The organism is Marinomonas vaga (assembly GCF_055388305.1).
Map to the genome: position 1 here is coordinate 3,329,621 of NZ_AP043903.1, position 25,446 is coordinate 3,355,066.

Genomic DNA, 25,446 nt, shown 5'->3' on the forward strand with positions numbered 1-25,446 from the left:
AAGCTGTCTCATTTTTACTTGGCTCGAACAAAGGCTAAATGGCCTTTACATCGCTTACAAAGATACTGAGTACCTCGTTTGGCTCGACCATGACGATGAGCGGTAAATTCATGGGTTTGGCAGTCACACTGATAGATAAATAAACGCTTAGGGCTTGGCACGTCAAAGTCATGGGTTCGGTCCGCTTCTACATTAAACAAATGCTCCATGATAGCCGTCCATTCAGGACCATGGGGTTTGGGCCGGCTTCCATAAACTTGAAACACCACAAGATGCGCAACCTCATGGGGCACTACTTGCTCAATGAACTTTTCACAGTCTTGCTTGAGCATGAAAAGATTAAAACGCATTTCGTTCGTTTGTAGATAGGCTGTCCCAGCCGTTCGCCCTCTTTGTTTAAAGTTAAAAGTCGGGACAACAAGCTTGATCTTAAAATAGCGTTCGGCAAGCTGAATGCAGTGGGCAATCTTTGCCGTAATTTTTGCCCGAATGGCCGGTGTCACAGTGCAATTTGAAGCAGGGTTAGAACTCACCAAACAATTCCTCTGCATTAAGTTGCTCTAGTTGAGGCACACTCAACCCAGTCACCCGACTTAAAGATGCGTAGTTTTTGGGGCGGGCGGAATAAATTTTATGAATTTGCACATCAGACAAATGCTCATAAATTTTATTGGCCACAGTCCATCGCATAAGTCCTTTCCAACTTCGATCATTTAACGAAGGCAATTCATCACTTTCTTTCACTGCTGGATAATGGAAATCAGCCGTAAGAATGAGCTGGTCACTGCCTTTTAATATCCGTCGACAGGTTTCATCCATAGTGATCATAAATGGAGCGGTTTGATGAATTCTTATGTAATTCAATGCTAAAAGACGGCGAATAACACCTTTCCACTGACTTTCGTCCAGACTTTTGCCACTGCCGAATAGTGGATGATTAGACAAACCGAAAGCAGCGACACTTTTGTTATTTTTACCTAAAAGTGTTGCGATCATCACAGAGAAAGAAGCCAGACCTCTTGTCTTATGGACCAAAGTCAGTAATTTTTGCGCTGCCACGGTCACATTATGCTGAGCACTTTGCTTAATACATCGATCACAATGGCCACAATGCTCAGTGTCATCTTGGTTAAAGACCTTTAACAAGGCACTCTGACGGCAACCTAAAGACTCAACGCAGCGGACTAACTCCCAAAAATCCTCTTCACCCACACCTTCATGTTGCACAAACTGCCATGCTTGCAAAATATCCTGCAGACCGTAAAACAAAAGAGCATAAGCTTGACGGCCATCCCGCCCAGCTCGGCCGATTTCCTGTACATAGTTTTCAAGTGATAGAGGCAAATCCATATGCACCACAAAGCGCACATGATCCAAATCTATTCCCATACCATAGGCAGTGGTCGCTACCAGTACTTGAACTTCTCCAGTAGAAAACCCATGGTGAGCTTGTATGCGTTGCTCATGAGGTAAATTAGCGTGATAACTTAAAGCGTTGACACCTCGCTCACGGAGCCATTGGGCGATGTCCTCGGTTTTTTGCCGTGAACGACAATAAACAATGCCTGGTTGAGCCAGACCTTCTTTCATTAAAAAGCCAAGCAACTGGTGTTTAGCCCGACGTTTTTGCGATATTTGCACCCGTAAATTAGGTCGATCAATGCTCTCACGGATTACCTTAGGCGACACCAGAGATAAAGCATGGGCCACATCAGCTTCTTTAGAGGGTAGTAATGTCCCCGTTAATGCGATGACAGGCGTCTCAGGAAACACCTGCTTTAATTGACCCAATTGGGCATATTCTGGACGAAACTGTTGCCCCCAACGCAGCACACAATGGGCTTCATCCACGGCAACACAGGACACTTCAATATCCTGCAGCAACCCTAACACACTGGGCTGTAGTAACTTCTCTGGAGACATATACAAAATCTCCACATCCCCATGACGTAGGCGCCAATGAAGATCGTTCTGCTCGGCGCCGTTTTGCGTTGAGTTTAAGAACTCTGCTTTTATTCCGAGGGCAACCAGATCTTCCACTTGCTGTTGCATGATTGCGATCAATGGACTCACCACAATCCCCACACCATTACGAGCCAATGACGCCACTTGATAAATGGCCGACTTACCAGCACCTGTTGGCAGCAATGCCAGCACGTCTTCGCCATTTATTATAGGCTCAACACAAGCCCATTGAGACCCGATGAAGGTACTAAAACCAAGGCGCTGCAATGCCACGTGGCATTCTGGAGGGATAGCTAAACTGTGGCTTTTCACCGATTTGCTCATGGTTTTTTACAACTGATATGTTTAAACTGTGACGCGATTAATTAATAGGAATGCCTAAATGCACCACCAACCACTTGATGACCTAGAACTCGAAGAACTCGAAAACTTTTTGGACTCGGATGCTGTTCATGAAGACTGCCAGAATTTTGTCATGGCACACGGTTTTTTAACAGCCCTAGCAATCAGTCCAGAAGCGCCAGCCCCGTCTCAATGGTTGCCTATCGTATTTGAGGAAACCCCAGAGTTTACCTCCGATAAAGAACAAAAGCACATCGAGAATCTACTCGTACGGTTATTCTCTGATCTCCAAAAAGAGCTGGAATCGGAAGACGATTATTTAGTCCCATGTGACATTGAAGTCAGCCATAATCCAGATGAGCTCAGTGAGCTAGAAGAATGGGCATCAGGCTTTATGGAAGGAGTATTCTTTACTGAGCGCTATTGGTTTGAATCAGAAAAGGAAGAAGAAGTCGCAGAATGCCTACTACCCTTTATGGTGGCATCAGGACTGTTCGAGGATGAAGAAGTTCAGCAAATTCGCGAAAGTGAAAAACTGACCCAATCCTGTATCGCCCAGATTCCTCAGCTTATAACGGATCTGTTCCTTATCTTGCGCACGGAGCCAGAGAAAAAAACCAAACCAAAGTTCCATCCTGGCAAAAAAGGCAGCCAAGGTAAAAAGACAGGCAAAAAAGGCAAACGTTAATACCGTTCTTTTTTGAGGCACAAAAAAGCCGCTAATTAGCGGCTTTTTTAATGATTAGCGCAGTGACCTAGCTACGCTGAGGTAAGGCTTCTAGCTTAGAGATTTGCTCATCGGTCAGCATGGCATAAAAGGCATGGCGGGTCTCCGCTTGCTGAACGTCCAAGCGCATCATCAAATCACCTCGTTTTTCAGCTAATTCTGCCACTTGATCCACATAATCCCCAGAAGATGGCTCAAGATTTTGAATCGGCTCTCTTAAGGAACGCAAGCCTTCAATCACCTCTTTACGTTCTTGACGAGCGTCTGCGAACAACTTAGATGCTTTGGCCTTTGTTGGTTCATCAAGCTGAAGTTGCTGAGCAACACGATCCAGCATCGCTTCAGAATACGGATTCATCATATCCATTCGCTGTTGTGCTTGGCTACCTTGAGCTTGAGTCTTGTGGCTTTGGCGGCTATCAGGTTCAACTTCCGCAAAAGAAGCAGTCGCCACAGCAGTAGATAAAATCGCTGCGACACCTAGCGCGCCGTATTTAGCTGATTTGGTTTTTATCTTCGTCATAATGAAACACCTCTTTGCTTCGTTTCGATGATTTCATTATGGGACCAGAATCAGTCAGTGAGTGTCATTGTTGAGAAAGGGTATGTAAAGGTTGGTCCCAGTTATGTGCTCTTTCTCATTCTTTGAAAGAGAATCGTTGAATGATCCATAATCTCACCTGAAGTGTTCAATATTGTGCTCAATTACCGCTCACTTGTCATAAAAATTGATCACCTTAGACGACTTCAAAAAAAAGGCGCAAGAATTATCCCGCGCCTTATTAGTTCAACCTAAACGAACAAGTGATTACTCGTCTTCTGATCCATCCGATGTTTGAGCCTCTAGCGCTTCGGACTGAAAAGTGGCCGAAACCAAGGAAACCAATCCAATGGTTCCAAACTTTAACGTCTGCTCAATAAACCGCACCATGTTTCTGTCCCTTGTCATGTTTATGTTGCGCGTATGGTACGCAAAGCCCATTGCAAATACCGTCATGCAATTGCAAACACGGGGTAAAACTACTTCAAAACAGCTTCTTCCATTGTCACCTGATAACAACGCTCAACCTGTTGGGTAATCTTTCCCCAACGGGAGGCTTTCACTCTTGCCTGATGTGCCTCAAATGCTTGAGAGTTAGCAAACTCCTCGTATACATTGAAACGCAATGGATAATTATCAGACTGATTCACGTTAAACACCAAACAACCAACCTCTTTTCGTGTCAGCGCTATATGAGTTGGCAACTCTTCCAGAACGTCATCTAAGACATGAGACGGCACAATGATGTGCCCTTGCAGGATCACTTTTGACATAAAGCTTCCACTAAAAGATGGGGATATGTTTTAAAGCAGGGTGTTTGCTCAACCAATCTCTCTCGCCCCGTTGAGCTCTCACCCTAAGTATATAGTAAGCCTGGCCATCACTAGAGACTTTAGCGTGAGTGTTAGTGACTCATAAGCAGCTCTTACTGAAAGTTAATTGTCTGAACAAAACCATATATTAGAAATGTATCGAATTAAATATAAACGGGAAAAAGCTACCCCTACTAGTGCGTATCAGGGGAAGTATATTTGTATATACAAACACTTACATTTCGCACAAAAAGTGTGCTAGATTGACATCTAACGCACCCCAAAGTGCCAAAAAACAACAACAAAACACCTAGAGATTGTATATACATGATGGCACAACAATTGCTATCACCTCTGTATCCATCTCATTTAAAGGGAGTCATCTAATGGATACCAACCAAACTCAAACTGCCCCTGTGGGCACTGCTGTTTTTAAGTTAATTCTTTTCAGCTTAATTGGCATCGTGTTCTTCTTTGTGCCCATTACTCTCAACGGTAAAAGCACCATCCCCCTCGATCACATTATCTCTTGGCTACGCTCAGACCATGCTTCTTTAATTAGGGTTTACGCCCTATTAATGGTGATTGCAGGCGGCATTTATCCATTCGTCAATGGCTCGTGGAAACAGAGCACAACTCAGAAGGTATTATCTGTTTTAAAAGTGCTCGGTATCTGTGCCGCGTTACTGGCTTTTTTTAGTATTGGGCCAGCTTTCTTATTTGAAAAAGACATGCTGCCTTTCCTATTTGAAAAGCTGGTCGTACCCGTGGGTCTAATCGTGCCAATTGGCGCAATCTTTCTGGCATTTTTACTAGGCTTTGGTTTACTTGAATGGGTTGGCGTCTTGTTACAGCCTATAATGAAGCCACTCTTTAAAACACCGGGGAAATCCGCTATTGATGCGGTGGCCTCCTTCGTGGGCAGTTACTCAGTTGGCCTCTTGATCACCAACAAAGTGTACAAAGAAGGCCAGTATTCAGCTAAAGAAGCGGCCATTATTGCCACGGGCTTCTCTACTGTTTCAGCCACTTTTATGATCGTTGTGGCCAAGACATTAGGCTTGATGGAGGTTTGGAATACCTTCTTCTGGAGTACATTGGCCATTACCTTCCTGGTCACCGCCATCACGGTGCGCTTGCCTCCCATTCGCTCCATGGATAACAATAAAACTCAACCTGAAGTTACTGAGTTTGCCCATTCCCGTTGGAAACAAGCGACAGCAGAAGGCCTTACTGTCGCTCAGCAAGCAGAACCCTTGTTTAAGCTCATCGTGAGAAACGCAAAAGATGGTCTCATCATGGCCATGAGTATCCTGCCCTCTATTATGTCTATTGGTTTGATTGGCCTACTGCTAGCAAAATACACCCCGGTATTCGATTGGATTGGCCTACTGTTTTACCCATTTGCATGGTTATTACAATTGCCTGATCCAGCCCTAGTAGGCAAAGCCTCAGCAACGGGTCTAGCGGAGATGTTTTTGCCGGCATTAATCGCCGCGAAAAGTGTGTTTGTAGTGAAGTACGTGGTGGGGGTAATTTCTATTTCGTCTATTTTGTTTTTCTCTGCATCCATTCCTTGTATTTTGTCGACGCAAATTCCCATTTCGATCAAACAAATACTTGTCGTTTGGTATATCCGAACCGTACTAACCATGATCTTAGCAACACCCGTTGCTTATTTCTTAGCAAGTTAAAAGGTTCCATTTATGGCGTTGCGTGTACAAATAACCACGTAACGCCTTAACTAGCTTTCCTCGATCAATCTTTTAATGACCTGACTTTGCTTCTTTACGCTTACGCAAAAGCCACATAACAAAAGCAATGATACAGCCCCAAAACGTTAGACCAAATGCGGGAATCGCCAACCAAAACATCATCCCCATATTATACAAGGTGTCCCCTAACTCGACGCCAAGTACCACACAACTAGAAACGGAAGCTTCGTTAAGCTCACACCCGCTCAGATTTGCAATGATCATGGCTAGTATCGCTATACCGATTGGGACACAGCTAATCAATACTGAAATAAGGGCAATCTTTGTCTCTAACCTCATAACCCTGTTCTCAACATCACGCTTTTTATCAAAACAAAATGATTTTTAATGCCAGCTAGTGCTGCACTGATGCCAGTAATCAGGGAAGTATTCATGGTGACATCCTTGTTATCCGTCAATCCATTCAGGAGGAGACTTCCCCCTTAATCCGACTTAGTTAGCGTCGCCTTTATTGGATCTTGCTTGGCGTTTTTGCTTTTTACGCGCATTTTTCTCTGTAATGATTTTGATCGCTTCATCCTTGGTCAGATGAGGGTGCTTAGCGATTAACTCTTCAACTCTTGTGTCAAACTTTGTCATGTATAACTCTCATGTTTTGAAATTACCAAAATAGCCGCAGCCTTTGGCGTACGGCATAGTAACAAGTCATCAGCATTAATGCTCGATAAATCCAATGCAATAAAAGCATCTAGGGGTCGAACCGCCTCTTATTCTGGATTGAAGGTGTTACCTCTAATGAAAACCCCGTAGAATGCCGCCCTCAAGTGCCTGCATTCCACCATGCGACATGATATCAAACCAAGAGATGGAAGAATGACCGAAACCACCAAAGTAATCGCAACCCACAATGGCAGTTTTCACGCAGACGATGTCTTTGCCGTGGCTGCGCTGAAAACACTTTATCCTTCCGCCGAGATTTTACGAACTCGGGATCTAGACCTATTAGCAAAGGCCGACATAGTGTTAGATGTGGGGGGTATTTATGATGCTGATACAGACCGCTTCGACCATCATCAAAGGGGCGGCGCTGGAGCACGAGACAATGGCATTCCCTTTTCATCCTTTGGTCTAATGTGGCAAAAGTATGGCCTACAACTCTGTGGCAACAACCCAGAAGTCACCCATGCGGTAGACAAAAACCTTGTATCCGTTATCGATGCTATCGACTGTGGTCATGTTGATGGCCCACTCACTGGCGTCAGCTTGAGCCAAACCATCTCAATGTTTAACCCCACATGGGAAGAACAAGGAGATTTTGATGCCTGTTTTCAAGAAGCCGTAGCGTTTGCATCCCGAGTATTGGCGCGCTTTATTGCCGCGGCACAAGGCGGTATTAACGCAAAATCGATTGTGGCAGATGCCATTGCTAAAGCCGAAGACCCAAGAGTTATCGTTCTTGAGCAATACACTCCTTGGAAAACCACGGTTTTAAACCTGTCCCAAGAAGCGTTATTTGTGGTTTACCCTTCGGAGACTGGCGCTTGGCGTATACAAACTGTCCCAGTAGAACTTGGCTCCTTTGCGGATCGCAAAAAACTTCCCGCAGCTTGGGCAGGGTTGTCTGATCAAGCACTGCAAGATGTTACTGGCTTAGAGGATGCCATGTTCTGTCACAACGGCTTGTTTATCGCGGGCTGCCAATCCTTTGACAGCACCATGAAAATGGCTGAAATGGCGATAAAAAACTAGCCCACCAAGGGCAATAAAAATGCTTGAGTGAGATGACAGTAAGGTGTTTTCATCTCACTCAAGGTTCAACAAACAGCTCGTCTACTTTAATAGAGTCAGGGCTATATTTTTTTGCGCAGCAAGTAAACCACTAAGATAGGTATCACCAAAGATAAGATCGCCACTGTGATCATCAAGCTACCTACCTCACTGTAATCTTGTGAGACAATGACCACGCCATTTTCCCGCACTTCCCGGGTCACCGTAAATATTTGATTCAGGTATTTCGTTCCCAAGCTGGACGCAGAGAGTGTAAGGTTTGTAAAGCCCGCCATAACTGCAAAGTACGTTGCCTTTAAATGCTTTGGTGCTTCTTGAGCAATCCAGGCAAGCAGCGGAATCATGGCTACCTGTCCAAAAGGTGACCCTGCTACCGTATCAATAATAGCAATTGTTTTAGCACCAAACCCCAAATTTGCCGCAGTCCATTCATGTAAACCATAGTACATACCAATCGTTGGCAGAGATAACACAAAACCAATCAGGCTTAAAAACACCACAAAATAATGCATGGGCCTACTCTGCATCCATTCACGGAGCATAAACATGCCAATGATGGATAGCACAGAAGCAATTTGACTCAAGGTCCCCATAAAGGATTCATCAAAAGCAAGCGTATCAATTTGCCACCAATAGGCACCCGCTCCTGATGCGGGTGTTGCCCTGAATACAAAGATAATACACGCCATTGCCACTAGCTGAGTCTGCTTTTCCTTAGGGAGATCTTGTATGAGCTTTTTCACTAGAAAGCCGATAATGGCTAACGAGCCAATAAAGACAACTTCTTTATCTAGAGCAAAACTAGACAGTCCGATACCTACCACCAGCACAACATAAACAGCACTGCCTCCTAGAATCCACCAGTTAGCTGTCACCTTTTGCTGGCTCTCATGAAGGATCTCTTTGATACGGGATTCTTCTACACCGTTGAATCTGAGGTCTTTTGCTTGTTTGTTTTTAAACCAGAAGCCTAAGAACACACCAGAAACAGAAATAAGCGGCACAACTAATGAAATCGTGTACATCCAGTGATAGGAATAAACAGAAGCAAGCCAACCACCTATACCAGAGACCAAGGTGATCCCCCCCATGATGGCAATACGGCCAAGGGTCTGCATGGTCACATGCATATACCGCAGTTGCTCTTCAGGCAGTTCATTGCCATTTTCATCCGTTGTGGGGACCGCCTCAATGGTCATGGCATCAGCCACAACGTCCTGCAGCACAAAACCCACAGGTGCCAACAGTGCGCCTAGGATATACCATTTTTCTAGACTCCAGATGGCAGTCATCCATTGGGGGTTTCCCGTTAGGCCCACCATGATGAGTATACTGGCCGTCATGAAGCCCGCGCCAATAAAGACAAAAGTAGACTTCCAACGCCAGAACAAATCCACCATATGCCCTATTGGGATTTTTAACGACCACGGAATAATGACCCAGAAACTTAGAGCGGCAAGGAAATCAGCGCTTAAAGCAAGCTCTTGTTTAACATAAAAGCTTTCGATAATACTGGTGAAGCCAGATACACCAAAGGCAAAATACACCATCAGCGGTGGCACGTAAGACCAGCGCATTTCTTTCGCTAGGTGGGTAAATAAGCCCACACATTTTTTCAACAGATCCATATACATCCATATACTAGGTAATAAAAATTTTGTTAGGGCGGACTAACTTTATTATCACAAAGCATAGGGGGCAGCCAAGCTAGCCGGTCAACTTTCGACCTTCATAGGGCGATAGGCTTGCCCCGTGGGTGTGGCTCCCACGGGTAGAAATTAAGCGAGGTTAAGTGATGGGTCCCAATCTTTCCAGACCACTTCTCGACCCTGAGAGCGGATGGCATTAGCGATGTCTTTGACACTGCGTTCGTCACTGATTTCGAATTGCTCTAAAGCTTCTTTCGCATCGTCCGCATAGCCTCCCGGTTGAGTTTTTGACTCAGCACTCATGGTGGTGAACCCCATCCGTGCTGCGTGATTACGAAACTCAGGTGACTCCCGCGTCGAAATGCTCATTTCCAAATCTGCATCGAATAAGCGCCATGCGGCGATCAGTTGAATGAGCTCTAGGTCAGAGATGACAGACTTTGGCTCTATACCACCAGCACAGGGGCGTATCCTTGGAAACGCTACGCTAAACCGAGATCGCCAATAGCGCTTCTGCAGATGTCTAAGATGATAGGCCATCATGATGGAGTCCGTTCGCCAATCATCCAAGCCCAGCAACACACCAAGTCCAATTTTATGAACCCCTGCTTGCCCTATCCTATCTGGGGCATCCAAACGATGGTTAAAATCAGATTTATTACCTCGCAGATGATGTTCTAGATAGGTGGTTCGACGGTAGGTTTCTTGATAGACCAACACACCATCCAAACCCAGGGTCTTAAGCTGCGCGTACTCTTCCCTCTCCAATGGCTGCACTTCCATAGAAAGTTGACTAAATGCCGGTTTAAACAAAGGCAGCATGCGCTCAAAATACGGCATTGAGACTTTCTTGGTCTCACCTGTCACCAGCAAAATATGGTCAAAGCCCTTAGCTTTAATGGCTTTTATCTCACGCTCTACTTGTGCTTCATCGAGGGTCAAACGTTTAATGGCGTTACTCATGGAGAAGCCACAATAGGTGCATTCATTGGCACAGGTATTAGACAAATATAAAGGGGCGAAAAGACTGACCGTATTACCAAAACGCTGACGGGTTAACTGCTCACTTTGTGCCAACATGTCATTTATAAAGGGCTTTGCAGCAGGAGAAATTAATGCCGCAAAATCATTTATATCACGCTTGGATTTCACCAGCGCTCGGCGCACATCGGCTTCGGTGACATTGAGATGCTTTGCCTCTACCTCATGCCAATTAAGGGCCTCTAACTGCTGACTAAAATGCCCCTCGACTGCTGGACTTTGATGCAACACCCGTATGGCGCCACTCATGACAGCTCCTTTAAAAACTCAGTAAAGGGGCTGGAAGCTTCCGCCGTTTGTAGCACTTGCCCAGTGCCAGATTCATAGGCTAGACGCCCTGCTTCCACGGCCAATTTAAAGGCTTTGCCCATGGTTTCTGGCCCACTGGCCACAGCCATGGCGGTATTCACCAACACAGCATCCGCACCCGCTTCTAAGGCCGCCGCCGCATGGGATGGCGCACCAATACCCGCATCCACGATAACAGGTACATTGCTTTGCTCAATAATGATGTCGAGAAATGGCTTAGACGCCAGCCCTTGATTAGAGCCAATTGGCGCCCCCAAAGGCATGACACATTGAGCCCCCACTTCCTCTAAGCGTTTACACAACACAGGATCCGCATGGACATAAGGCATCACAACAAAGCCAAGGCGCACCAATTCTTCTACCGCCTTGAGGGTTTCCACCGGATCAGGCATGAGATAGCGAGGATCTGGATGAATCTCAACCTTTACCCAATGGGTTTCCAAGGCTTCTCGGGCTAATTGGGCCGCATAGATGGCCTCTTTCGCATCACGGGCACCAGAAGTATTAGGCAAGAGCTTAATACCTAATGCTTGTAAAGGTTTTAGAATGTTGTCAGTGCCACTCTTAAGATCCATTCGGCGCAGGGACAAGGTGGTCATTTCGCTGCCACTAGCAAGAATAGACGCCACCATTTGCTCTTGGTTAGCGTACTTACCAGTGCCCGTAAACAAACGGGACGAAAAGGTATGATCTGCAATGGTTAAAGACATATTAGCCTCCAGCGATAGATTCAAAAACGTCGATGCGGTCGTTTTCATTCAACACAAACTCAGACCACCGGCTACGAGGTACGATGTTTTGGTTCACGGCAACAGCCACTCGCTGATCCGCTTTGACATAGCACTCCAGTAAATTTGACAAGATGACGGAGTCTGACTGAACTGGCTCATCATTCACATAAAGCTGCATGGGGCGCTCCTTTTTCTGTCATAGCTTGAAGTAAGGACTGGGTCGCTGCTTTAGGGGAAGAAGCACGGGTAATGGCTGTGACCAACGCAATGGCATCGACTCCCGTTGCTTTTACCTTTGGCAAACGCTCGCCACTGATTCCGCCGATCGCGACCGTAGGGTAAGCCCCTTTAATCAACGCCACATACTGACCTAAACGAATCACTCCTTGAGGTTGCGAGGGCATATCCTTGGTAACGGTTGGAAAAATGTGACCAAGAGCGATGTAGCTTGGCTTCAGGTTAAATGCGCGCATGATTTCAAAATAACCATGGGTACTGATACCCAACCTAAGACCAGCCGCCTGTATGGCCGTTAAATCAGCCACTTCAATGTCTTCTTGACCAAGATGTACGCCAAAAGCCCCCATCTCTATGGCCAGCTCCCAATAGTCATTAATAAAGACTTGGGCACCATATTGTTGACCTAAGGCAATGGCTTGCTGGATTTTACTTTTCAGCTCAGGATCATTTGGGTCTTTGATGCGTAACTGGGCCGTTGTCACCCCTTGCTCTAAAACCAAGGCTAACCATTCCACTGTATCCACCACAGGGTACAAAGTGAAAAGGTCTTTACGAATCGGACTAAATTCCGCCTCTTCGCCCATGACATGATCCCCTGAAAAATGCGTAGTGGGAAACCAAGTACGATCTTCAGGCCAACCTGCCCCTGCAGCCCTTGCTTGTTGTGTCATCCAAGCAAGACCTAAGGTCATGGCATCTAGTGGGTCAAATCCCAATTCAATAAAACACGCTAAGGCGACCGCCAAATCGTTTTGGTTCACCTTGGTAAGCTTGTCTGCATGGAACAAAGCGACTGACTGTACATTTTCACCTTTTGGACATTCACCTTTAGGTATATGCACAGCCACCCTATTGTCTTGGCAACAAACTTGATAAATAGACTCCGAAGGCTGAGATTCGCGAACAAATTGCCACACATTATCCCCTGTGTTGAGGGTCAGCCCTGCTTGACACATCTGAATGATCGTATCTTCTGTGGTGGCGTGAAACACACGACACCCAAGGTGCCGTGTGTTGTCTAAGACAGAAGATTTAAACTCAACATCGGCAAAACCAATGGTTTTCATCTCTGTGGTGTTCATTTACTTTTCTGTCTCAAGAGGGTCTGCGGTCAATTTGTCAGTGGTGAGATACACATCACTGCCCAGCTCTTTGAATTGCTCAGACATTTGCAGCATGCCTTCTTCGGCAGTGACCTCTACTGCTTCGATTTTTTCAAGGCCAGCAGCGTAGTCCCGTACCTCTTGAGTAATCTTCATAGAACAGAATTTTGGTCCACACATGGAACAAAAGTGCGCCACTTTACCAGAGGCCTGAGGCAGGGTTTCATCGTGATAAGCACGGGCCGTTTCTGGATCTAAAGCAAGGTTAAACTGGTCTTCCCAGCGGAATTCAAAACGGGCTTTAGACAGCGCATTGTCTCGTACTTGGGCACCTGGATGGCCTTTTGCTAAATCGGCTGCGTGGGCAGCGATCTTGTAGGTAATGAGCCCCTGTTTTACGTCCTCTTTATTGGGCAAACCCAAGTGTTCCTTAGGGGTCACATAGCACAACATGGCACAGCCATACCAACCGATTTGCGCCGCACCAATCCCAGAGGTGAAATGGTCATAACCTGGCGCAATGTCTTGAGTCAGAGGCCCCAAGGTGTAAAACGGCGCTTCGTGACAGTGCTCAAGCTGCAAGTCCATATTTTCTTTGATCAATTGCATGGGCACGTGGCCAGGGCCTTCGATCATGACCTGAACGTCATAGTCCCAAGCAATCTTGGTCAGCTCACCTAGTGTTCGCAGCTCGGACAATTGAGCCTCGTCATTGGCGTCCATAATGGAACCCGGACGTAAACCATCCCCTAATGAAAGGGACACATCATAGGCGGCACAAATCTCACAGATTTCTTTAAAGCGTGTGTATAAGAAGTTTTCTTGATGATGGGCCAGGCACCATTTCGCCATGATGGAACCACCGCGGGACACAATACCCGTTAGGCGTTTAGCGGTCATGGGCACGTAACGTAATAAGACGCCACAGTGGATAGTAAAGTAATCTACCCCTTGCTCCGCTTGTTCAATCAAGGTGTCTCTGAACACTTCCCAAGTAAGGTCTTCGGCCACACCATCTACCTTTTCTAGGGCTTGATAGATGGGGACCGTACCAATCGGCACTGGAGAGTTACGCAAGATCCATTCACGGGTTTCGTGGATGTTTTTACCCGTTGATAAATCCATCACCGTGTCCGCACCCCAACGGGTCGACCACACCAATTTCTCGACTTCTTCTTCAATGGAAGACGTCACCGCGGAGTTACCAATGTTGGCATTCACCTTGACCAAGAAATTACGACCAATAATCATCGGCTCAGTTTCTGGGTGGTTAATGTTCGCAGGAATAATGGCTCGCCCTTCCGCCACTTCTTTACGGACAAACTCAGGGGTGATTTCTGTTTGGATATTGGCACCAAAGCTATGGCCAGGATGCTGCTTCAACAACAGCTCGCTTTTGATCGCCTGAAGGTTTTGGTTTTCACGGATGGCGATGTATTCCATCTCAGGGGTGATAATTCCTTTACGGGCGTAGTGAATTTGCGTCACACATTGTCCTTGTTGGGCTTTACGTACTGTGGGCAGCTGCTTAAAGCGCAGTGTATCCAGAGCATCATTTGCTAAGCGTTGTTGCGCAAACTGTGAGCTTACCCCTTCTAACACTTCGGTGTCATTGCGTAAATCGATCCATTGCTGACGCAAGGCTTTGATCCCTTTATGGACATCAATGGTTTCTGCCGGATCCGCATATGGGCCAGCTGTATCGTAAACATAGATGGGTTCGTTCGGCTCAAAGGTTAAGTTGTCAGGATCAGAGCCAATCGGGGTATCAGTTAGGTTGATCTGACGCATTGGTACCTGAATTGAAGGGTTTGAGCCTTCAACATAAATGCGTTCGGAAGATGGGAACGGTTTAGCCTGTAGTGACTCAATAAAGGCCTTGGCGTCTAAACGCGCTTGTTCTCGTGTTTGTTTATTAGGTTTTGCAGTCGACATAAGCAGATTCCCGTCATTATTGTAATGGAAAAAATGCTTGTCAGGAGGACACGTACTTCCACGTACGTGTGGCTGTTAGCGAAGAAAAAACCAATGGTTTTCCAAATACAGCGCAATTTCAGCAGAAAAGAAAAGAGGCTTTCTTGTTCCCTTCGCAGGTATTAGCCTGATCAGGTTCTGCGGATCCCGCATTAAAATGCGATCTCAGCCAGTTAAGGCACTCCGACAAGTTGGGCATCAGTATACGCGTTTAAAGGGTGCTGTAAACTCCCTTAACGCAGTTTAGTTGGTAAGCTTGTTAGGATTCATTTAAAGCTAGCGCCTGTTTATAAAGCGCATTTTTCTTCTCGCCAGTGATCTCTGCAGCCAGAGCAGCCGCCTGCTTTACAGGCAACTCTTTAAGCAAGACTTTAAGAACTTTCAGGGCTTCTGAATTGTCTTCTTCCTGTTCAGGAAGAGACACCATTATGACAAATTCACCACGGGTTTGGTTGCTATCTTCCGTTAAAATACGATGAATATCCGCCACTGACCCACTCAAAAAAGTTTCAAATGTCTTAGTGATTTCTCGTGCTAAAGCCACTTGAATGCGGTCCCCCCAAACGGCCTCAAGATCCACTAAACAATCAAGAATTCGATGGGTAGACTCATAAAAAACGACCGTCCCTTGACTCGGTGTCCAACTGGACATTTCGTCCCGACGGGACTTACTTTTAGCCGGTAAAAAGCCCACAAAGCTAAAACGATCTGTTGGTAATCCCGAGGCACATAAGGCAGTTATCAAAGCTGAAGGTCCAGGGACTGGTACCACTTTATGCCCTTGCTGTCGCAAAAAATTCACCACATGGTAGCCGGGATCAGAAATCAGAGGCGTCCCCGCATCGGACACTAAGGCAAGATTTTTACCTTCGTCCAGCAACGAACCAATGTAGTTCGCCTTATCCCTTTCATTATGATCGTGGAGCGCAAATAGCTTGGTATCAATGCCAAAATGATTGAGCAAACGCTTTGAGTGACGGGTATCTTCCGCTGCAATGAAGTCCACTTCTGTGAGTACTTTTTTAGCTCGATCGGTAAAGTCTTCTAGGTTACCAATAGGGGTAGCGACAATGTAGAAGGTTCCTCTCACATCGTTATCAGTCTGTGTTACCATGTTTCCTCTTTTGGGCTTAAGTATCGCGAGCATATGAGTTTGTTAAGATCCCGTATCATACCACTTTCAATCGTCACGTTGTCGTTAATCGGTTGTGGCGCTATCGAAACCAACATGCCAGTGGAAAACACCGCCTCAAACGCGGCACTAGAGCAGAGCAACGCTCCCACTGACAACCCAGCAAGCTATGCTCTCTGGCAGGCTGAACAACAAGCCACACCAGAGCTGGCTGCCCCTTATTACCTTCACGCAGCTGAGCTTTTAGTCATTGACCAACAATCCGTGAAAGCGCAACAGATCCTTGAAGATCACGTTAATGAAGTACGCTTTCCAGGGCAGTTCTCAGGCTTATTGCTCTATGGACGTGTCATGGCGTCACTAAACACTCCAATTCCCGCTTTAACAGCGCTGGGCGAAGCAAGCCGTTTACCCGTTGCAGACCAGCCGAAAAATCAAATAGCACTGTTAGAAACCCGTGCACTAGTGATGGCATCTTTAGATAACTGGCCAAATGTGGTCCGAGACCGAGTGCGCTTAAGCACCATGGTGCCGCCAGAAAAGCAGGAAGAAAATCAAACAGAACTTTGGAGCGCCATTCAAAACCTGACGGATAACGAAATTGGCTACTTAGAATCCAGCGACCTGCCCTTGTTGTCTGGATGGCTACAGATCTCCCGAATATTGCGCAACCAAAATCTAACGGTAGATCAGCAACTTCAAGCCTTCTCTTTATGGCGTGGTCGTAACAGCTCCCACCCAGCAAGTGCTAACCCGCCCTTGGATTTCAAAATCATGGCCTCCCTTGACGAGCAGCTTCCTACCTCATTTGCCGTGCTATTGCCCATGAGTAAAGAGCTAGAAACTGCCTCTCAGGCCATATTGAACGGCATGTTACAACAGTACTATGCGACAACTGGCGAACGACCAAAAGTACACGTCATTGACACGGATAAATTTGAAAATTTTGAAGATGCCTATCAAACGGCACTGGACTCTGATGCGGAAATCATCATTGGTCCCTTACGTAAGCAAAATGTGGCGCGTCTTCCAGGGTTAATTACAGACACTCCAACCATTGCTTTAAACCAGCTGGATATCACTCGGGTAACGGACAACCTTTACCATTTTTCTCTTAATGTGGATGACGACATTAAAGAATTAATGTCCTTCTCAAAATTAGAGGGAGCTAAATATGCTGCAATTTTGTCAACTCAGGATACTTGGGCCCTGCGTCAGAGTGACCAATTTCAACGCCTTGCTGAGGAACAAAATGTCCCTGTACTAGAGACCATCTCTTATGAAGACACACCTTTAGGACGTCAACGCGCCATTAAATCCCTATTACAAATAGATGAAAGTGAAGCACGCATCAGAGCCATCACCCAATGGACTGGCCAGTCTATAGAAACCACCTCCCGTGCACGCCAAGATTTGGACTACATCTATTATGCGGGGAAACTAGATAATGCCAAGCAGATACGACCTTTGGTGGATTTCTACTTTGCAGATCAGATTCCAATGCTGGCCTCTCAGACCTTACATGATGGTCAACCAAGCCGTAACACCAAAAACGAAGACATTGAACGCATTGTCTTTACTGAAATCCCTGTTCTGAGTAACGGATCAGAAACTTCGAATACCCCTTATGTATTACAGCGCTTGACTGCGTTGGGTAATGACAGCTACCTGATTGCGAGCCGCCTGCCATTATTCATTAATGTCAATTTGGCTAAAGTCTCGGCCAAAACCGGCATCATTACATTGAATGAAGAAGGAATCTTCAATCGACGTCCTAACATAGTGACGTACAAGAGAGGGAACTTGGTAGATGCTAAAGAGGAATACCTTAAAGAATCGGAAACACGCTGATGGCCAACAGGCTGAGGCCTTAGCCGAAGCCTTTTTGATCAAGCAGGGTTACCAACCTTTAGAGAGAAACTTCCACTCTCGAGTAGGAGAAGTGGATTTGATCATGCGTCAACACAACACCTATGTGTTCGTTGAAGTGCGTTATCGGGCCAACGCCTCACGAGGCAAAGCCGCTGAAAGCATTACCCAACATAAGTACCAGCGCTGCTTAAAAACGGCGCAATATTGGTTAATGAAACATCATTTATCTGGCAGTCAGTTCCAAATAGATGTCATCGCCATTGATGGCAGCCTGGATGAACAACATATAACCTGGATGCCGGCCGTATAATTGAGTAACAAGCATGGATTATCAAGAAGCGATCTACACCCAATTTGCCCAAAGCTTTGAGTCCCAGCAATATGCGCTGGAGAACCTTCCTCCTTTTATTGAGCATGCTGCCAAAGTACTGTTTAACAGCATCGCCAGTGGCGGCAAAGTCATCGCTGTAGGCAATGGCACAGGGGCTTACATTTCACAGTATTTCAGCACACTATTGATTGATCGCATGGATCGTGAACGCCCAGGTCTACCTGCCGTATCTCTGAGCAGCAACGGTAACACCCTATTGGCTATCACCCACAACGACAGTTACCACGATGTTTTTTCGAAGCAAATTACTGCCATTGGTAACCCAGGTGATGTGCTTTTTATTGTGGCCAATAAAGGCAATACATCCCCAATCATTCAGGCCATCCAAGCCGCCCATGAACGCAAGATGAGTATCGTAGCCTTAACGACTCCAGACGCCAAAAACGTCTCCTCTTTAACATCAAGGGATGACACAGAAATTAAGATTAATTTAACAGGAACGGCACGGGTACAAGAGTGCCAAACAACTGTCGTTCACACCCTAGTGGATTTGCTCGAACGCCAGCTATTTGGCTACGAAGATTAAAGACTTATTTTACCACTTTTAAGGTAAAGCCTTTTTTAGGTGGCTCTGGTGGCGTTGGCTCTGGGTCTGGATCCCCTGAGACTTCAAAGTCTTCTGGTGGAAATGACAAACCATCGCCACTTTCTTTGGCATACAGAGCCATAGCGGCACCGATGGGTACAAATACTTGCATGGGTTTGCCACTGAAACGCGCCTCAAAGGACACCCCCTCTTTATCCATGTGTAACTGGCGCACCGCACTCATACTGATGTTCAGCACTATTTGACCGTCCTGAACGAATTCACGGGGAACGATCGCCCCTGGATAATCTGCATTAACCAATAAATAAGGCGTTTGGTCATTATCTGCCACCCACTCGTAAATGGCATTTAACAAATAAGAACGTTTAGGGATCATACTTCGCAACTCCTAAAAACAAAAAAAGGGGCGCATAAGCCCCTTTTATTTAATCACGTCCAATTAGTCTAGACGCATTTCTTGTTCGGCTTCAGACAAACTCTCTTTGAACGACTCACGTTCAAATACCAAATCCATGTACTTATACAAGCCTTTTGCTTGAGATTTTTCAATCTCAACACCTAAAGCGGGTAGTCGCCATAAGATAGGAGCTAAACAGCAATCAACGATAGTGAACTCTTCACTCATGAAGTATGGTTTTTCTTCGAAGATTGGAGACACACTGATTAAGCTTTCACGAAGCTCTTTCTGGGCATTCTCAACCGCTTCTTTGTCTTTGCTGGACAAAATTAAGTCAACCAACTTAGCCCAATCACGCTGAATACGGTACATGTACAAACGGCTGTCAGCACGTGCCACTGGGTACACAGGCAATAGAGGTGGGTGAGGAAAACGCTCATCCAAGTACTCCATCATCACATTTGGCTCATACAAAACTAACTCGCGATCTACTAACGCAGGCAGCTCATTGTAAGGGTTTATATCCGCCAATTCCTCTGGCTTGTTGAAAGGATCAACATCAATAATGTCTACGGTTACCGCTTTTTCAGCCAGTACAATACGTACGCGATGGCTGTAATGATCTTCTCCATCAGAGAAGAACGTCATGGAAGAGCGCTTGGCAATAACACCCATGTATAACCCCTATATTAAAAACAACGAACCCCCCGAAGAGGGATTTAACTTTACAAACTAATTTGAAATGCTCCTTGCCAATAGGCGAGGACATTTTGGCAGAATTGATGCTCTTGTTAAGGAGCCTCACACCAGAATTCTTTCCACGCTAGGCATATTAACGCACCTATGTGAACAACGAATGATAACACTTTTATTCCCAAAAATTCAGCCTCTTAAAGACTTAGCTTCTCATATAGACAAAAAAAATCGTCACATCAGTGAAAAGCGCTTCAATTCTCAAGGAACCCTATATAAGCCGCATCATTAAAATGGTTAATTTCAGGCATAAAAAAACGCCTGACTGAGCAGGCGTTTTGAAATTTCGAAGCGTAAGTAAAAAATTAACGCTTGGAGAATTGTGGACGACGACGTGCTTTGCGTAGACCAACTTTTTTACGCTCAACCTGACGAGAGTCACGAGTTACGTAACCAGCAGAACGTAGAGTACGACGTAGAGTCTCATCGTATTGAATTAGCGCACGAGTAATACCGTGACGAATGGCACCTGCTTGACCAGAGATACCACCACCAGAAACTGTAACGTATACGTCGAATTTTTCAGTTGCTTCAACAAGTTCAAGAGGCTGACGAACAACCATGCAAGAAGTTTCGCGACCGAAGTATTGCTCTAAAGAACGGTTGTTAACAACTAGGTTACCAGAACCCGCTTTTAGGAATACACGAGCAGTAGACGATTTACGACGACCTGTTCCGTAGTATTGAGTAGCTGACATAATGACCTTCCCGTATTAGATGTTAAGTTCTTGTGGCTGTTGTGCGGCATGTGGATGCTCAGTACCAGCATACACTTTCATTTTCTTGTGCATTGCACGGCCTAGAGGACCTTTAGGCAACATACCTTTAACAGCTAGTTCAAGAACACGCTCTGGAGCATGGTCAATCAGCTTTTCAAAGCTCATTGAACGTAGGCCACCTGGGTAACCAGTGTGACGGTAGTAGTTCTTGTCAGCAGCTTTGTTGCCAGTGACACGAACTTTCTCAGCATTGATCACAACGATGTAGTCACCAGTGTCAACGTGAGGAGTGTATTCTGCTTTATGCTTGCCACGTAGACGGCGAGCAATTTCTGTAGCCAAACGACCAAGAGTTTTGCCTTCAGCATCAACCACGAACCAGTCGCGGCGTACTTCAGCAGGTTTTGCAGTAAAAGTTTTCATTAAAAAACCCTTTTCCATTTACATGCAGTGCGCATGTCAATACCTATTATTATTGGTTATGGGGTTAAGCGGACTTAAATCCCATAACGTACACATACTCCATTTTTGGAGCGCGCGAATTATAACCAAGTTCTAACTAAAACTAAAGTCTTTTATTAAGGACGATGTTCAAGCATCAAGTACTCTTCCGACTGCATTTCAAGCAGTCGGCTGACAGTACGATCATATTCAAAAGCCAAACGCGTCCCTGTGTAGATATCAGGTATAGCGACATCCGCAGAGATAATTACTTTTACATGACGATCATAAAACTCGTCGATCAGGTTGATAAAGCGACGCGCCATATCATCACGGGCAGAGTCAAATTGAGGTAGATCAGAAATGATGATGGTGGAGTAGAGCTTGGCAATCTCTATATAATCCACCTGACTACGCGGACCATCACATAGAGCTTTAATGTCAAACCAGGCCAAATCTTCATAACTCTTATAAAGCGGGATATTACGACCTTCGATCTCAACTGATCCCCCCTCTTTCACTAGATTTTTATTTGGCGTAAGACTATTAAAACGCTCTTCCAATGACTCATTTGCTTCTGGCCCCAAAGGAAAATGATACAGCTTCGCTTGCTTAAGTGTACGTAAACGGTAATCGATCCCGCCATCCACATTCATCACATGAGTGTGCTTATTCACCAAGTCAATCGCAGGTAAAAAGCGAGCACGCTGCAAACCATTCTTGTACAGACCATCAGGCTCTATATTAGATGTAGCCACCAACGCCGTACCATTCATAAACAAATGCTCAAGCAAACCGGCCAAAATCATGGCATCCGTAATATCCGTTACGAAAAATTCATCGAAGCACAACACTTCCGCCTTAGCAGAAATTTGTTTAGCAACAATCTCCAATGGATTCTTAGTGTCTTTTAGTTGACGTAACTCCTGATGCACCATTTGCATAAACCGGTGGAAGTGCAAACGTAACTTACGCTCCATCGGCAAGCACTCAAAAAACGTATCCATTAGGTAGGTTTTGCCGCGACCAACACCTCCCCAGAAGTACAACCCGGTTTCCACGTCTATTTCTGCTTTTTTCTTCTTTAAGAAGCCAAACAAAGATTTTTCAGCCTTTGGCGGGTTATTGGATCGTGCAACCAAACGATCAAATAAGTCCTGCAACGCCATTACGGCTTCTTCTTGGGCTGGATCGTAATTAAAGTCAGAACGCTTAAGGTCTTCTTGATATCGGGATAGAGGGGTCATTGTCTGCGAATACACCATTGCATAGTTGAGGAACACATCTTACCAAAATGATACAGAAACCTCACTATTCACTATATTTCCGTTGCGGTATTTCCGCTATAATGCGGACAGATGTCTTGGGGAGTAAACCATGGAACTAGAAGTATTCGATATCATCGTCTTTGTTACAGGAATCATCTTAGGTTTTGCAGCGGCACTTATCTTTCGTGCACTGGGCAAAAAAGGCGCAATGGCTAAGCATCAGTCAACCGGCGCGACCATTGAAGCACTGCAAAATGAGCTTGAACGTAGACAAGTGTTAGCAGACGATCATTTTTTACAACTTAACAATCATTTACAGGGTGTAGAGAAGAAGCTAGCGGACGTTCGCAAAACCCTTAACGAAGGTGCGAGCTCACTCAGCACAGTGGAATTTACTAAGCCAGAAGCAGAGCCTGAATCAACCACTGAGAGCCTCTCTGCACCGCCGCGAGACTACGCCACCAAAGGCCAAACTGACGAAGGCATGCTAAGTGAGAATTACGGCCTACATCGCCAGACCATTGAAGAGCCTAAACGCACAATCTAACTGAGTGCTATAAGCAAATAAAAAAGGGACTAAAGGTCCCTTTTTTATTTTCGACAAAAGATCTTTTTATCTGTTACGCCGGATTCGGCACATCAACAAATTCGCACTCCACATCCCAATTCGCGTTTATGTATTCCGCTAACGCTCGAGGACCAAAGCACTCTGTTGCATGATGACCTGCCGCACAGAAATGGATCCCCTCTTCCCGAGCAATATGAATGGTCTGTTCTGAAACCTCACCCGTAATAAACACATCAGCGCCAGCACTGATTGCCTTGCCAATATAGCCTTGGGCGCCGCCGGTACACAGGGCCACTTCCCTTATATTTTGGTCGCCAATATTTTCAAACAACACCTCACGCCCCACCACCTGTGACACTCGCTGAGAAAACAACTCAGGAGAGACCTCATCATCAAGCTCACCGATGACACCAATAGACTCTTCGAGAGGCTTACCCACTTCCAATGGCCGCAACGAATGAAGACCCAGCGCCCGCGCTAGGTTAGCATTGTTCCCCACCTGAAGATGGGCATCCATTGGTAGATGGTAACCGAACAAATTTACGTCATTTTTAATTAGAGTTGCGATGCGGTGATATTTCATCCCCACGATCTCAGGCGCTTCTCCTTTCCAGAAATAGCCATGATGAACAACAATCGCATCTGCTTGCCTAGCAATAGCCTCATCAATTAACGCCATACTCGCCGTTACACCAGTAACAATCTTACGTATCTCTTGTTTGCCTTCCACTTGAAGGCCATTGGGCGCATAATCTTTAAATATATTTGGACGAAAAAGCTCAGTCAGCTTTCTTTCTAATTCACTTTTTTTCATGGGCACCCCTATCAATGAAATTTGTTATCGGCCGCAATAGTCTAATCTGGGGATTATTCGGGCTTTGGCTAGGAACAGTCCTACTTTTTTGGCAATTTTATAAAACAGAATCTAATCAAACCTTTGCTGACGCAGTAGCATCTACCTCTAGCTCAGTGGTAAATATTTATACCTTTTCGAACCAAGCTTCTCCATTCCGCAATGGCGACCAGCACACTATTACCAACCTTGGATCTGGGGTCATTATATCAAAAGACGGCTACATACTGACAAACCACCATGTCATCCAGGGTGCCTCAGAAATCATTCTTTCTTTAAATGATCGACGACAGGCGCGCGCTACCCTTGTCGGTACAGACCCCGCCAGTGATCTAGCCGTACTAAAGACAGATCTAGATCAGCTAACACCGATTAAGATCGGCAACAGCAGCACCATAAGAGTGGGTGACCAAATTCTCGCCATTGGCAATCCTTTCGGCATTGGTCAAACAGTTACCTCAGGCATTGTCAGTGCCAAAGGTCGAGATAGCATAGGTCTCAATCCCTATGAAAATTTCATCCAAACCGATGCAGCCATCAACCCAGGCAACTCTGGCGGTGCTTTAATTGACCTTTCCGGCAATTTAATTGGCATCAGTTCTGCTATATACACAAGCTCCGGCGGCTCCCAAGGCATTGGCTTTGCCACTCCTATTAATGACGCCATTAAAATCATGGACGCCATCATTAAACATGGCAGCGTGGTACGTGGGTATTTGGGAGTTCAAGTACAAGAAAATAATGAGCAAGTCGCTCAGGCTTTAAACCTTCCCTCTGCCAAAGGGTTACTTGTCACTTCAGTCACCCCTTATGGACCTGCAGAAAAAGCTGGCATGAAAGCAGGAGACATCATCATATCGATAGAGAAACAGAGCAACTTAAGTGCCCATAACGCACAACAACTTGTATCAGACTTAACGCCTGGAGAGAGGGTAACTATAAAGGCTCTAAGAGGACGGCAGAGCTATATCACCAAAGCACTAGTGGAGCGTTTGCCTGCCATTCAGCAAACAAACACCCCATAGCCTTAGTGATTAAAAGTCTGTAAGACGAGCAAGGCTGGCTTCTAAATTGGAGCCAGCAATAGAATTAGCAAGCAGAGCAAGATATGGGCTTAGAAAACCAGCGTCCAAAACCCCCTCAATAACCCAACTTACTTCAATCCCTTGGGGACGATTGCGCAAGTAGATGACATTGGGAACAGGCTTTACTGAAGCGCTTGGCGTCACTAAAAACGCGACACTGTCATCAGTCACCGTACCAACCAAAATTTCCCCTTGCTTATCCGCCTCATCGTAGACAAGTTGAAACTTCGCTCCCTCTAAATCACTCACAGGAACACTGCTTAGCTGTAAGCGACCCGATTGAATCAGCATCCAATCCGACCAGCGTTCAGCATTGAACAATCTGCTTTTTAGCTCAGTTTGGTTCCCTTCACTTACCACAACAGACCGCTCAATTCGGTAATCTGAAGGCAAGAAAAAACCCACAGCAACCATCACCAAAATGATGACGGCTGCGATGCGGGTTACATAGCGAAGAGAAACAAGTGCTTTAGTAGGCTGCAC

Annotated in this window: 28 protein-coding genes and 1 riboswitch; of the genes, 8 read left to right on the plus strand and 20 right to left on the minus strand. The window is 45.7% G+C overall.

Annotated features, from left to right (window positions below):
- Window positions 1–14: 14 nt before the first annotated feature.
- Both ACZ5DR_RS15700 and ACZ5DR_RS15705 read right to left on the minus strand, forming a co-directional pair.
- The gene (locus ACZ5DR_RS15700; RefSeq protein ID WP_377367737.1) at window positions 15–533 is read right to left on the minus strand and encodes a SprT family zinc-dependent metalloprotease; all 519 of its coding nucleotides are present in this window, start codon (window positions 531–533) and stop codon (window positions 15–17) included.
- Entirely contained in the window at window positions 523–2,289 is a 1,767-nt protein-coding gene (locus ACZ5DR_RS15705; protein ID WP_377367735.1) for a RecQ family ATP-dependent DNA helicase, read from the minus strand. Before ACZ5DR_RS15705 ends, ACZ5DR_RS15700 begins: the two co-directional genes overlap by 11 nt.
- Window positions 2,290–2,347: 58 nt before the next feature.
- Between ACZ5DR_RS15705 and ACZ5DR_RS15710 the strand changes: the two genes are divergently transcribed.
- On the plus strand, window positions 2,348–2,995 hold the full coding sequence (locus ACZ5DR_RS15710) for a YecA/YgfB family protein (protein WP_377367733.1): 648 nt from the start codon (window positions 2,348–2,350) through the stop codon (window positions 2,993–2,995).
- Window positions 2,996–3,062: 67 nt separating this feature from the next.
- On the opposite strand, the gene ACZ5DR_RS15715 is transcribed toward ACZ5DR_RS15710, so the two are convergent.
- Entirely contained in the window at window positions 3,063–3,557 is a 495-nt protein-coding gene (locus tag ACZ5DR_RS15715) for a Spy/CpxP family protein refolding chaperone (protein WP_377367731.1), read from the minus strand.
- Window positions 3,558–4,054: 497 nt separating this feature from the next.
- Window positions 4,055–4,348, minus strand: a complete 294-nt coding sequence (locus tag ACZ5DR_RS15720; RefSeq protein WP_377367728.1) for a putative quinol monooxygenase — start codon at window positions 4,346–4,348, stop codon at window positions 4,055–4,057.
- 425 nt (window positions 4,349–4,773) lie between these two features.
- Here ACZ5DR_RS15720 and ACZ5DR_RS15725 point away from each other — a divergent pair, with 425 nt between their 5' ends.
- The gene (locus tag ACZ5DR_RS15725) at window positions 4,774–6,081 is read left to right on the plus strand and encodes a YjiH family protein (RefSeq protein ID WP_377367727.1); all 1,308 of its coding nucleotides are present in this window, start codon (window positions 4,774–4,776) and stop codon (window positions 6,079–6,081) included.
- Between the two features lie 72 nt (window positions 6,082–6,153).
- On the opposite strand, the gene ACZ5DR_RS15730 is transcribed toward ACZ5DR_RS15725, so the two are convergent.
- Complete coding sequence (locus tag ACZ5DR_RS15730; protein WP_377367725.1) at window positions 6,154–6,441, minus strand: hypothetical protein; 288 nt, start codon at window positions 6,439–6,441, stop codon at window positions 6,154–6,156.
- 153 nt (window positions 6,442–6,594) lie between these two features.
- Window positions 6,595–6,741, minus strand: coding sequence for a hypothetical protein (locus tag ACZ5DR_RS15735; protein WP_377367723.1), 147 nt, complete (start codon window positions 6,739–6,741; stop codon window positions 6,595–6,597).
- A gap of 234 nt (window positions 6,742–6,975) precedes the next feature.
- Here ACZ5DR_RS15735 and ACZ5DR_RS15740 point away from each other — a divergent pair, with 234 nt between their 5' ends.
- The gene (locus ACZ5DR_RS15740) at window positions 6,976–7,851 is read left to right on the plus strand and encodes an MYG1 family protein (protein ID WP_377367721.1); all 876 of its coding nucleotides are present in this window, start codon (window positions 6,976–6,978) and stop codon (window positions 7,849–7,851) included.
- 101 nt (window positions 7,852–7,952) lie between these two features.
- On the opposite strand, the gene ACZ5DR_RS15745 is transcribed toward ACZ5DR_RS15740, so the two are convergent.
- The 7 genes from ACZ5DR_RS15745 to rsmI all read right to left on the minus strand — a co-directional run bounded on the left by ACZ5DR_RS15745 (window position 7,953) and on the right by rsmI (window position 16,051).
- Window positions 7,953–9,518 carry an MFS transporter gene (locus ACZ5DR_RS15745; RefSeq protein WP_377367720.1) on the minus strand — a complete coding sequence of 522 codons (1,566 nt, stop codon included), beginning with the start codon at window positions 9,516–9,518 and terminating at the stop codon, window positions 7,953–7,955.
- A 150-nt stretch (window positions 9,519–9,668) separates the two neighbouring features.
- The gene (thiH, locus tag ACZ5DR_RS15750; RefSeq protein WP_377367718.1) at window positions 9,669–10,829 is read right to left on the minus strand and encodes a 2-iminoacetate synthase ThiH; all 1,161 of its coding nucleotides are present in this window, start codon (window positions 10,827–10,829) and stop codon (window positions 9,669–9,671) included.
- Window positions 10,826–11,599, minus strand: a complete 774-nt coding sequence (locus ACZ5DR_RS15755; RefSeq protein ID WP_377367716.1) for a thiazole synthase — start codon at window positions 11,597–11,599, stop codon at window positions 10,826–10,828. Before ACZ5DR_RS15755 ends, thiH begins: the two co-directional genes overlap by 4 nt.
- A 1-nt stretch (window position 11,600) precedes the next feature.
- Window positions 11,601–11,798, minus strand: a complete 198-nt coding sequence (thiS, locus tag ACZ5DR_RS15760; RefSeq protein WP_377367714.1) for a sulfur carrier protein ThiS — start codon at window positions 11,796–11,798, stop codon at window positions 11,601–11,603.
- Entirely contained in the window at window positions 11,779–12,942 is a 1,164-nt protein-coding gene (gene thiE, locus ACZ5DR_RS15765; protein WP_377367712.1) for a thiamine phosphate synthase, read from the minus strand. Before thiE ends, thiS begins: the two co-directional genes overlap by 20 nt.
- Window positions 12,943–14,898 (minus strand): phosphomethylpyrimidine synthase ThiC, encoded by a 1,956-nt coding sequence (thiC, locus tag ACZ5DR_RS15770; protein ID WP_377367710.1) that lies wholly within the window; start codon window positions 14,896–14,898, stop codon window positions 12,943–12,945.
- 130 nt (window positions 14,899–15,028) lie between these two features.
- A riboswitch (TPP riboswitch) is annotated at window positions 15,029–15,133 on the minus strand.
- A gap of 63 nt (window positions 15,134–15,196) precedes the next feature.
- Entirely contained in the window at window positions 15,197–16,051 is an 855-nt protein-coding gene (gene rsmI, locus ACZ5DR_RS15775) for a 16S rRNA (cytidine(1402)-2'-O)-methyltransferase (protein ID WP_377367708.1), read from the minus strand.
- A 33-nt stretch (window positions 16,052–16,084) separates the two neighbouring features.
- Between rsmI and ACZ5DR_RS15780 the strand changes: the two genes are divergently transcribed.
- The 3 genes from ACZ5DR_RS15780 to ACZ5DR_RS15790 are packed head-to-tail and all read left to right on the plus strand — an operon-like array spanning window position 16,085 to window position 18,858.
- A complete protein-coding gene (locus tag ACZ5DR_RS15780) occupies window positions 16,085–17,920 on the plus strand; it encodes a penicillin-binding protein activator (protein WP_377367706.1) in 1,836 nt (611 codons plus the stop codon).
- Window positions 17,880–18,251, plus strand: a complete 372-nt coding sequence (locus ACZ5DR_RS15785) for a YraN family protein (RefSeq protein ID WP_377367704.1) — start codon at window positions 17,880–17,882, stop codon at window positions 18,249–18,251. The genes ACZ5DR_RS15780 and ACZ5DR_RS15785 overlap by 41 nt, the downstream gene beginning before the upstream one ends.
- Before the next feature lie 13 nt (window positions 18,252–18,264).
- The gene (locus tag ACZ5DR_RS15790; RefSeq protein ID WP_377367702.1) at window positions 18,265–18,858 is read left to right on the plus strand and encodes an SIS domain-containing protein; all 594 of its coding nucleotides are present in this window, start codon (window positions 18,265–18,267) and stop codon (window positions 18,856–18,858) included.
- A 4-nt stretch (window positions 18,859–18,862) separates the two neighbouring features.
- Here ACZ5DR_RS15790 and ACZ5DR_RS15795 read toward each other — a convergent pair whose 3' ends face one another.
- The 5 genes from ACZ5DR_RS15795 to zapE all read right to left on the minus strand — a co-directional run bounded on the left by ACZ5DR_RS15795 (window position 18,863) and on the right by zapE (window position 22,436).
- A complete protein-coding gene (locus ACZ5DR_RS15795) occupies window positions 18,863–19,255 on the minus strand; it encodes a ClpXP protease specificity-enhancing factor (protein ID WP_377367700.1) in 393 nt (130 codons plus the stop codon).
- Window positions 19,256–19,318: 63 nt separating this feature from the next.
- Window positions 19,319–19,951: a glutathione S-transferase N-terminal domain-containing protein gene (locus tag ACZ5DR_RS15800; protein WP_452600457.1), complete on the minus strand. Its 633-nt coding sequence runs from the start codon at window positions 19,949–19,951 to the stop codon at window positions 19,319–19,321.
- Between the two features lie 383 nt (window positions 19,952–20,334).
- On the minus strand, window positions 20,335–20,727 hold the full coding sequence (gene rpsI / locus ACZ5DR_RS15805; protein ID WP_377367699.1) for a 30S ribosomal protein S9: 393 nt from the start codon (window positions 20,725–20,727) through the stop codon (window positions 20,335–20,337).
- 15 nt (window positions 20,728–20,742) lie between these two features.
- On the minus strand, window positions 20,743–21,171 hold the full coding sequence (rplM, locus tag ACZ5DR_RS15810) for a 50S ribosomal protein L13 (RefSeq protein ID WP_377367697.1): 429 nt from the start codon (window positions 21,169–21,171) through the stop codon (window positions 20,743–20,745).
- A 155-nt stretch (window positions 21,172–21,326) separates the two neighbouring features.
- On the minus strand, window positions 21,327–22,436 hold the full coding sequence (gene zapE, locus ACZ5DR_RS15815; protein ID WP_377367695.1) for a cell division protein ZapE: 1,110 nt from the start codon (window positions 22,434–22,436) through the stop codon (window positions 21,327–21,329).
- A 130-nt stretch (window positions 22,437–22,566) separates the two neighbouring features.
- Here zapE and ACZ5DR_RS15820 point away from each other — a divergent pair, with 130 nt between their 5' ends.
- Window positions 22,567–23,004 (plus strand): ZapG family protein, encoded by a 438-nt coding sequence (locus tag ACZ5DR_RS15820; RefSeq protein WP_377367693.1) that lies wholly within the window; start codon window positions 22,567–22,569, stop codon window positions 23,002–23,004.
- A gap of 73 nt (window positions 23,005–23,077) precedes the next feature.
- Here ACZ5DR_RS15820 and ACZ5DR_RS15825 read toward each other — a convergent pair whose 3' ends face one another.
- Window positions 23,078–23,839: a Nif3-like dinuclear metal center hexameric protein gene (locus ACZ5DR_RS15825; protein WP_377367691.1), complete on the minus strand. Its 762-nt coding sequence runs from the start codon at window positions 23,837–23,839 to the stop codon at window positions 23,078–23,080.
- A gap of 14 nt (window positions 23,840–23,853) precedes the next feature.
- Here ACZ5DR_RS15825 and ACZ5DR_RS15830 point away from each other — a divergent pair, with 14 nt between their 5' ends.
- On the plus strand, window positions 23,854–24,903 hold the full coding sequence (locus tag ACZ5DR_RS15830) for a S1C family serine protease (protein ID WP_377367689.1): 1,050 nt from the start codon (window positions 23,854–23,856) through the stop codon (window positions 24,901–24,903).
- A 9-nt stretch (window positions 24,904–24,912) separates the two neighbouring features.
- Here the strand turns inward: ACZ5DR_RS15830 and ACZ5DR_RS15835 are convergent, their stop codons facing one another.
- A complete protein-coding gene (locus ACZ5DR_RS15835) occupies window positions 24,913–25,446 on the minus strand; it encodes an SRPBCC family protein (protein WP_377367687.1) in 534 nt (177 codons plus the stop codon).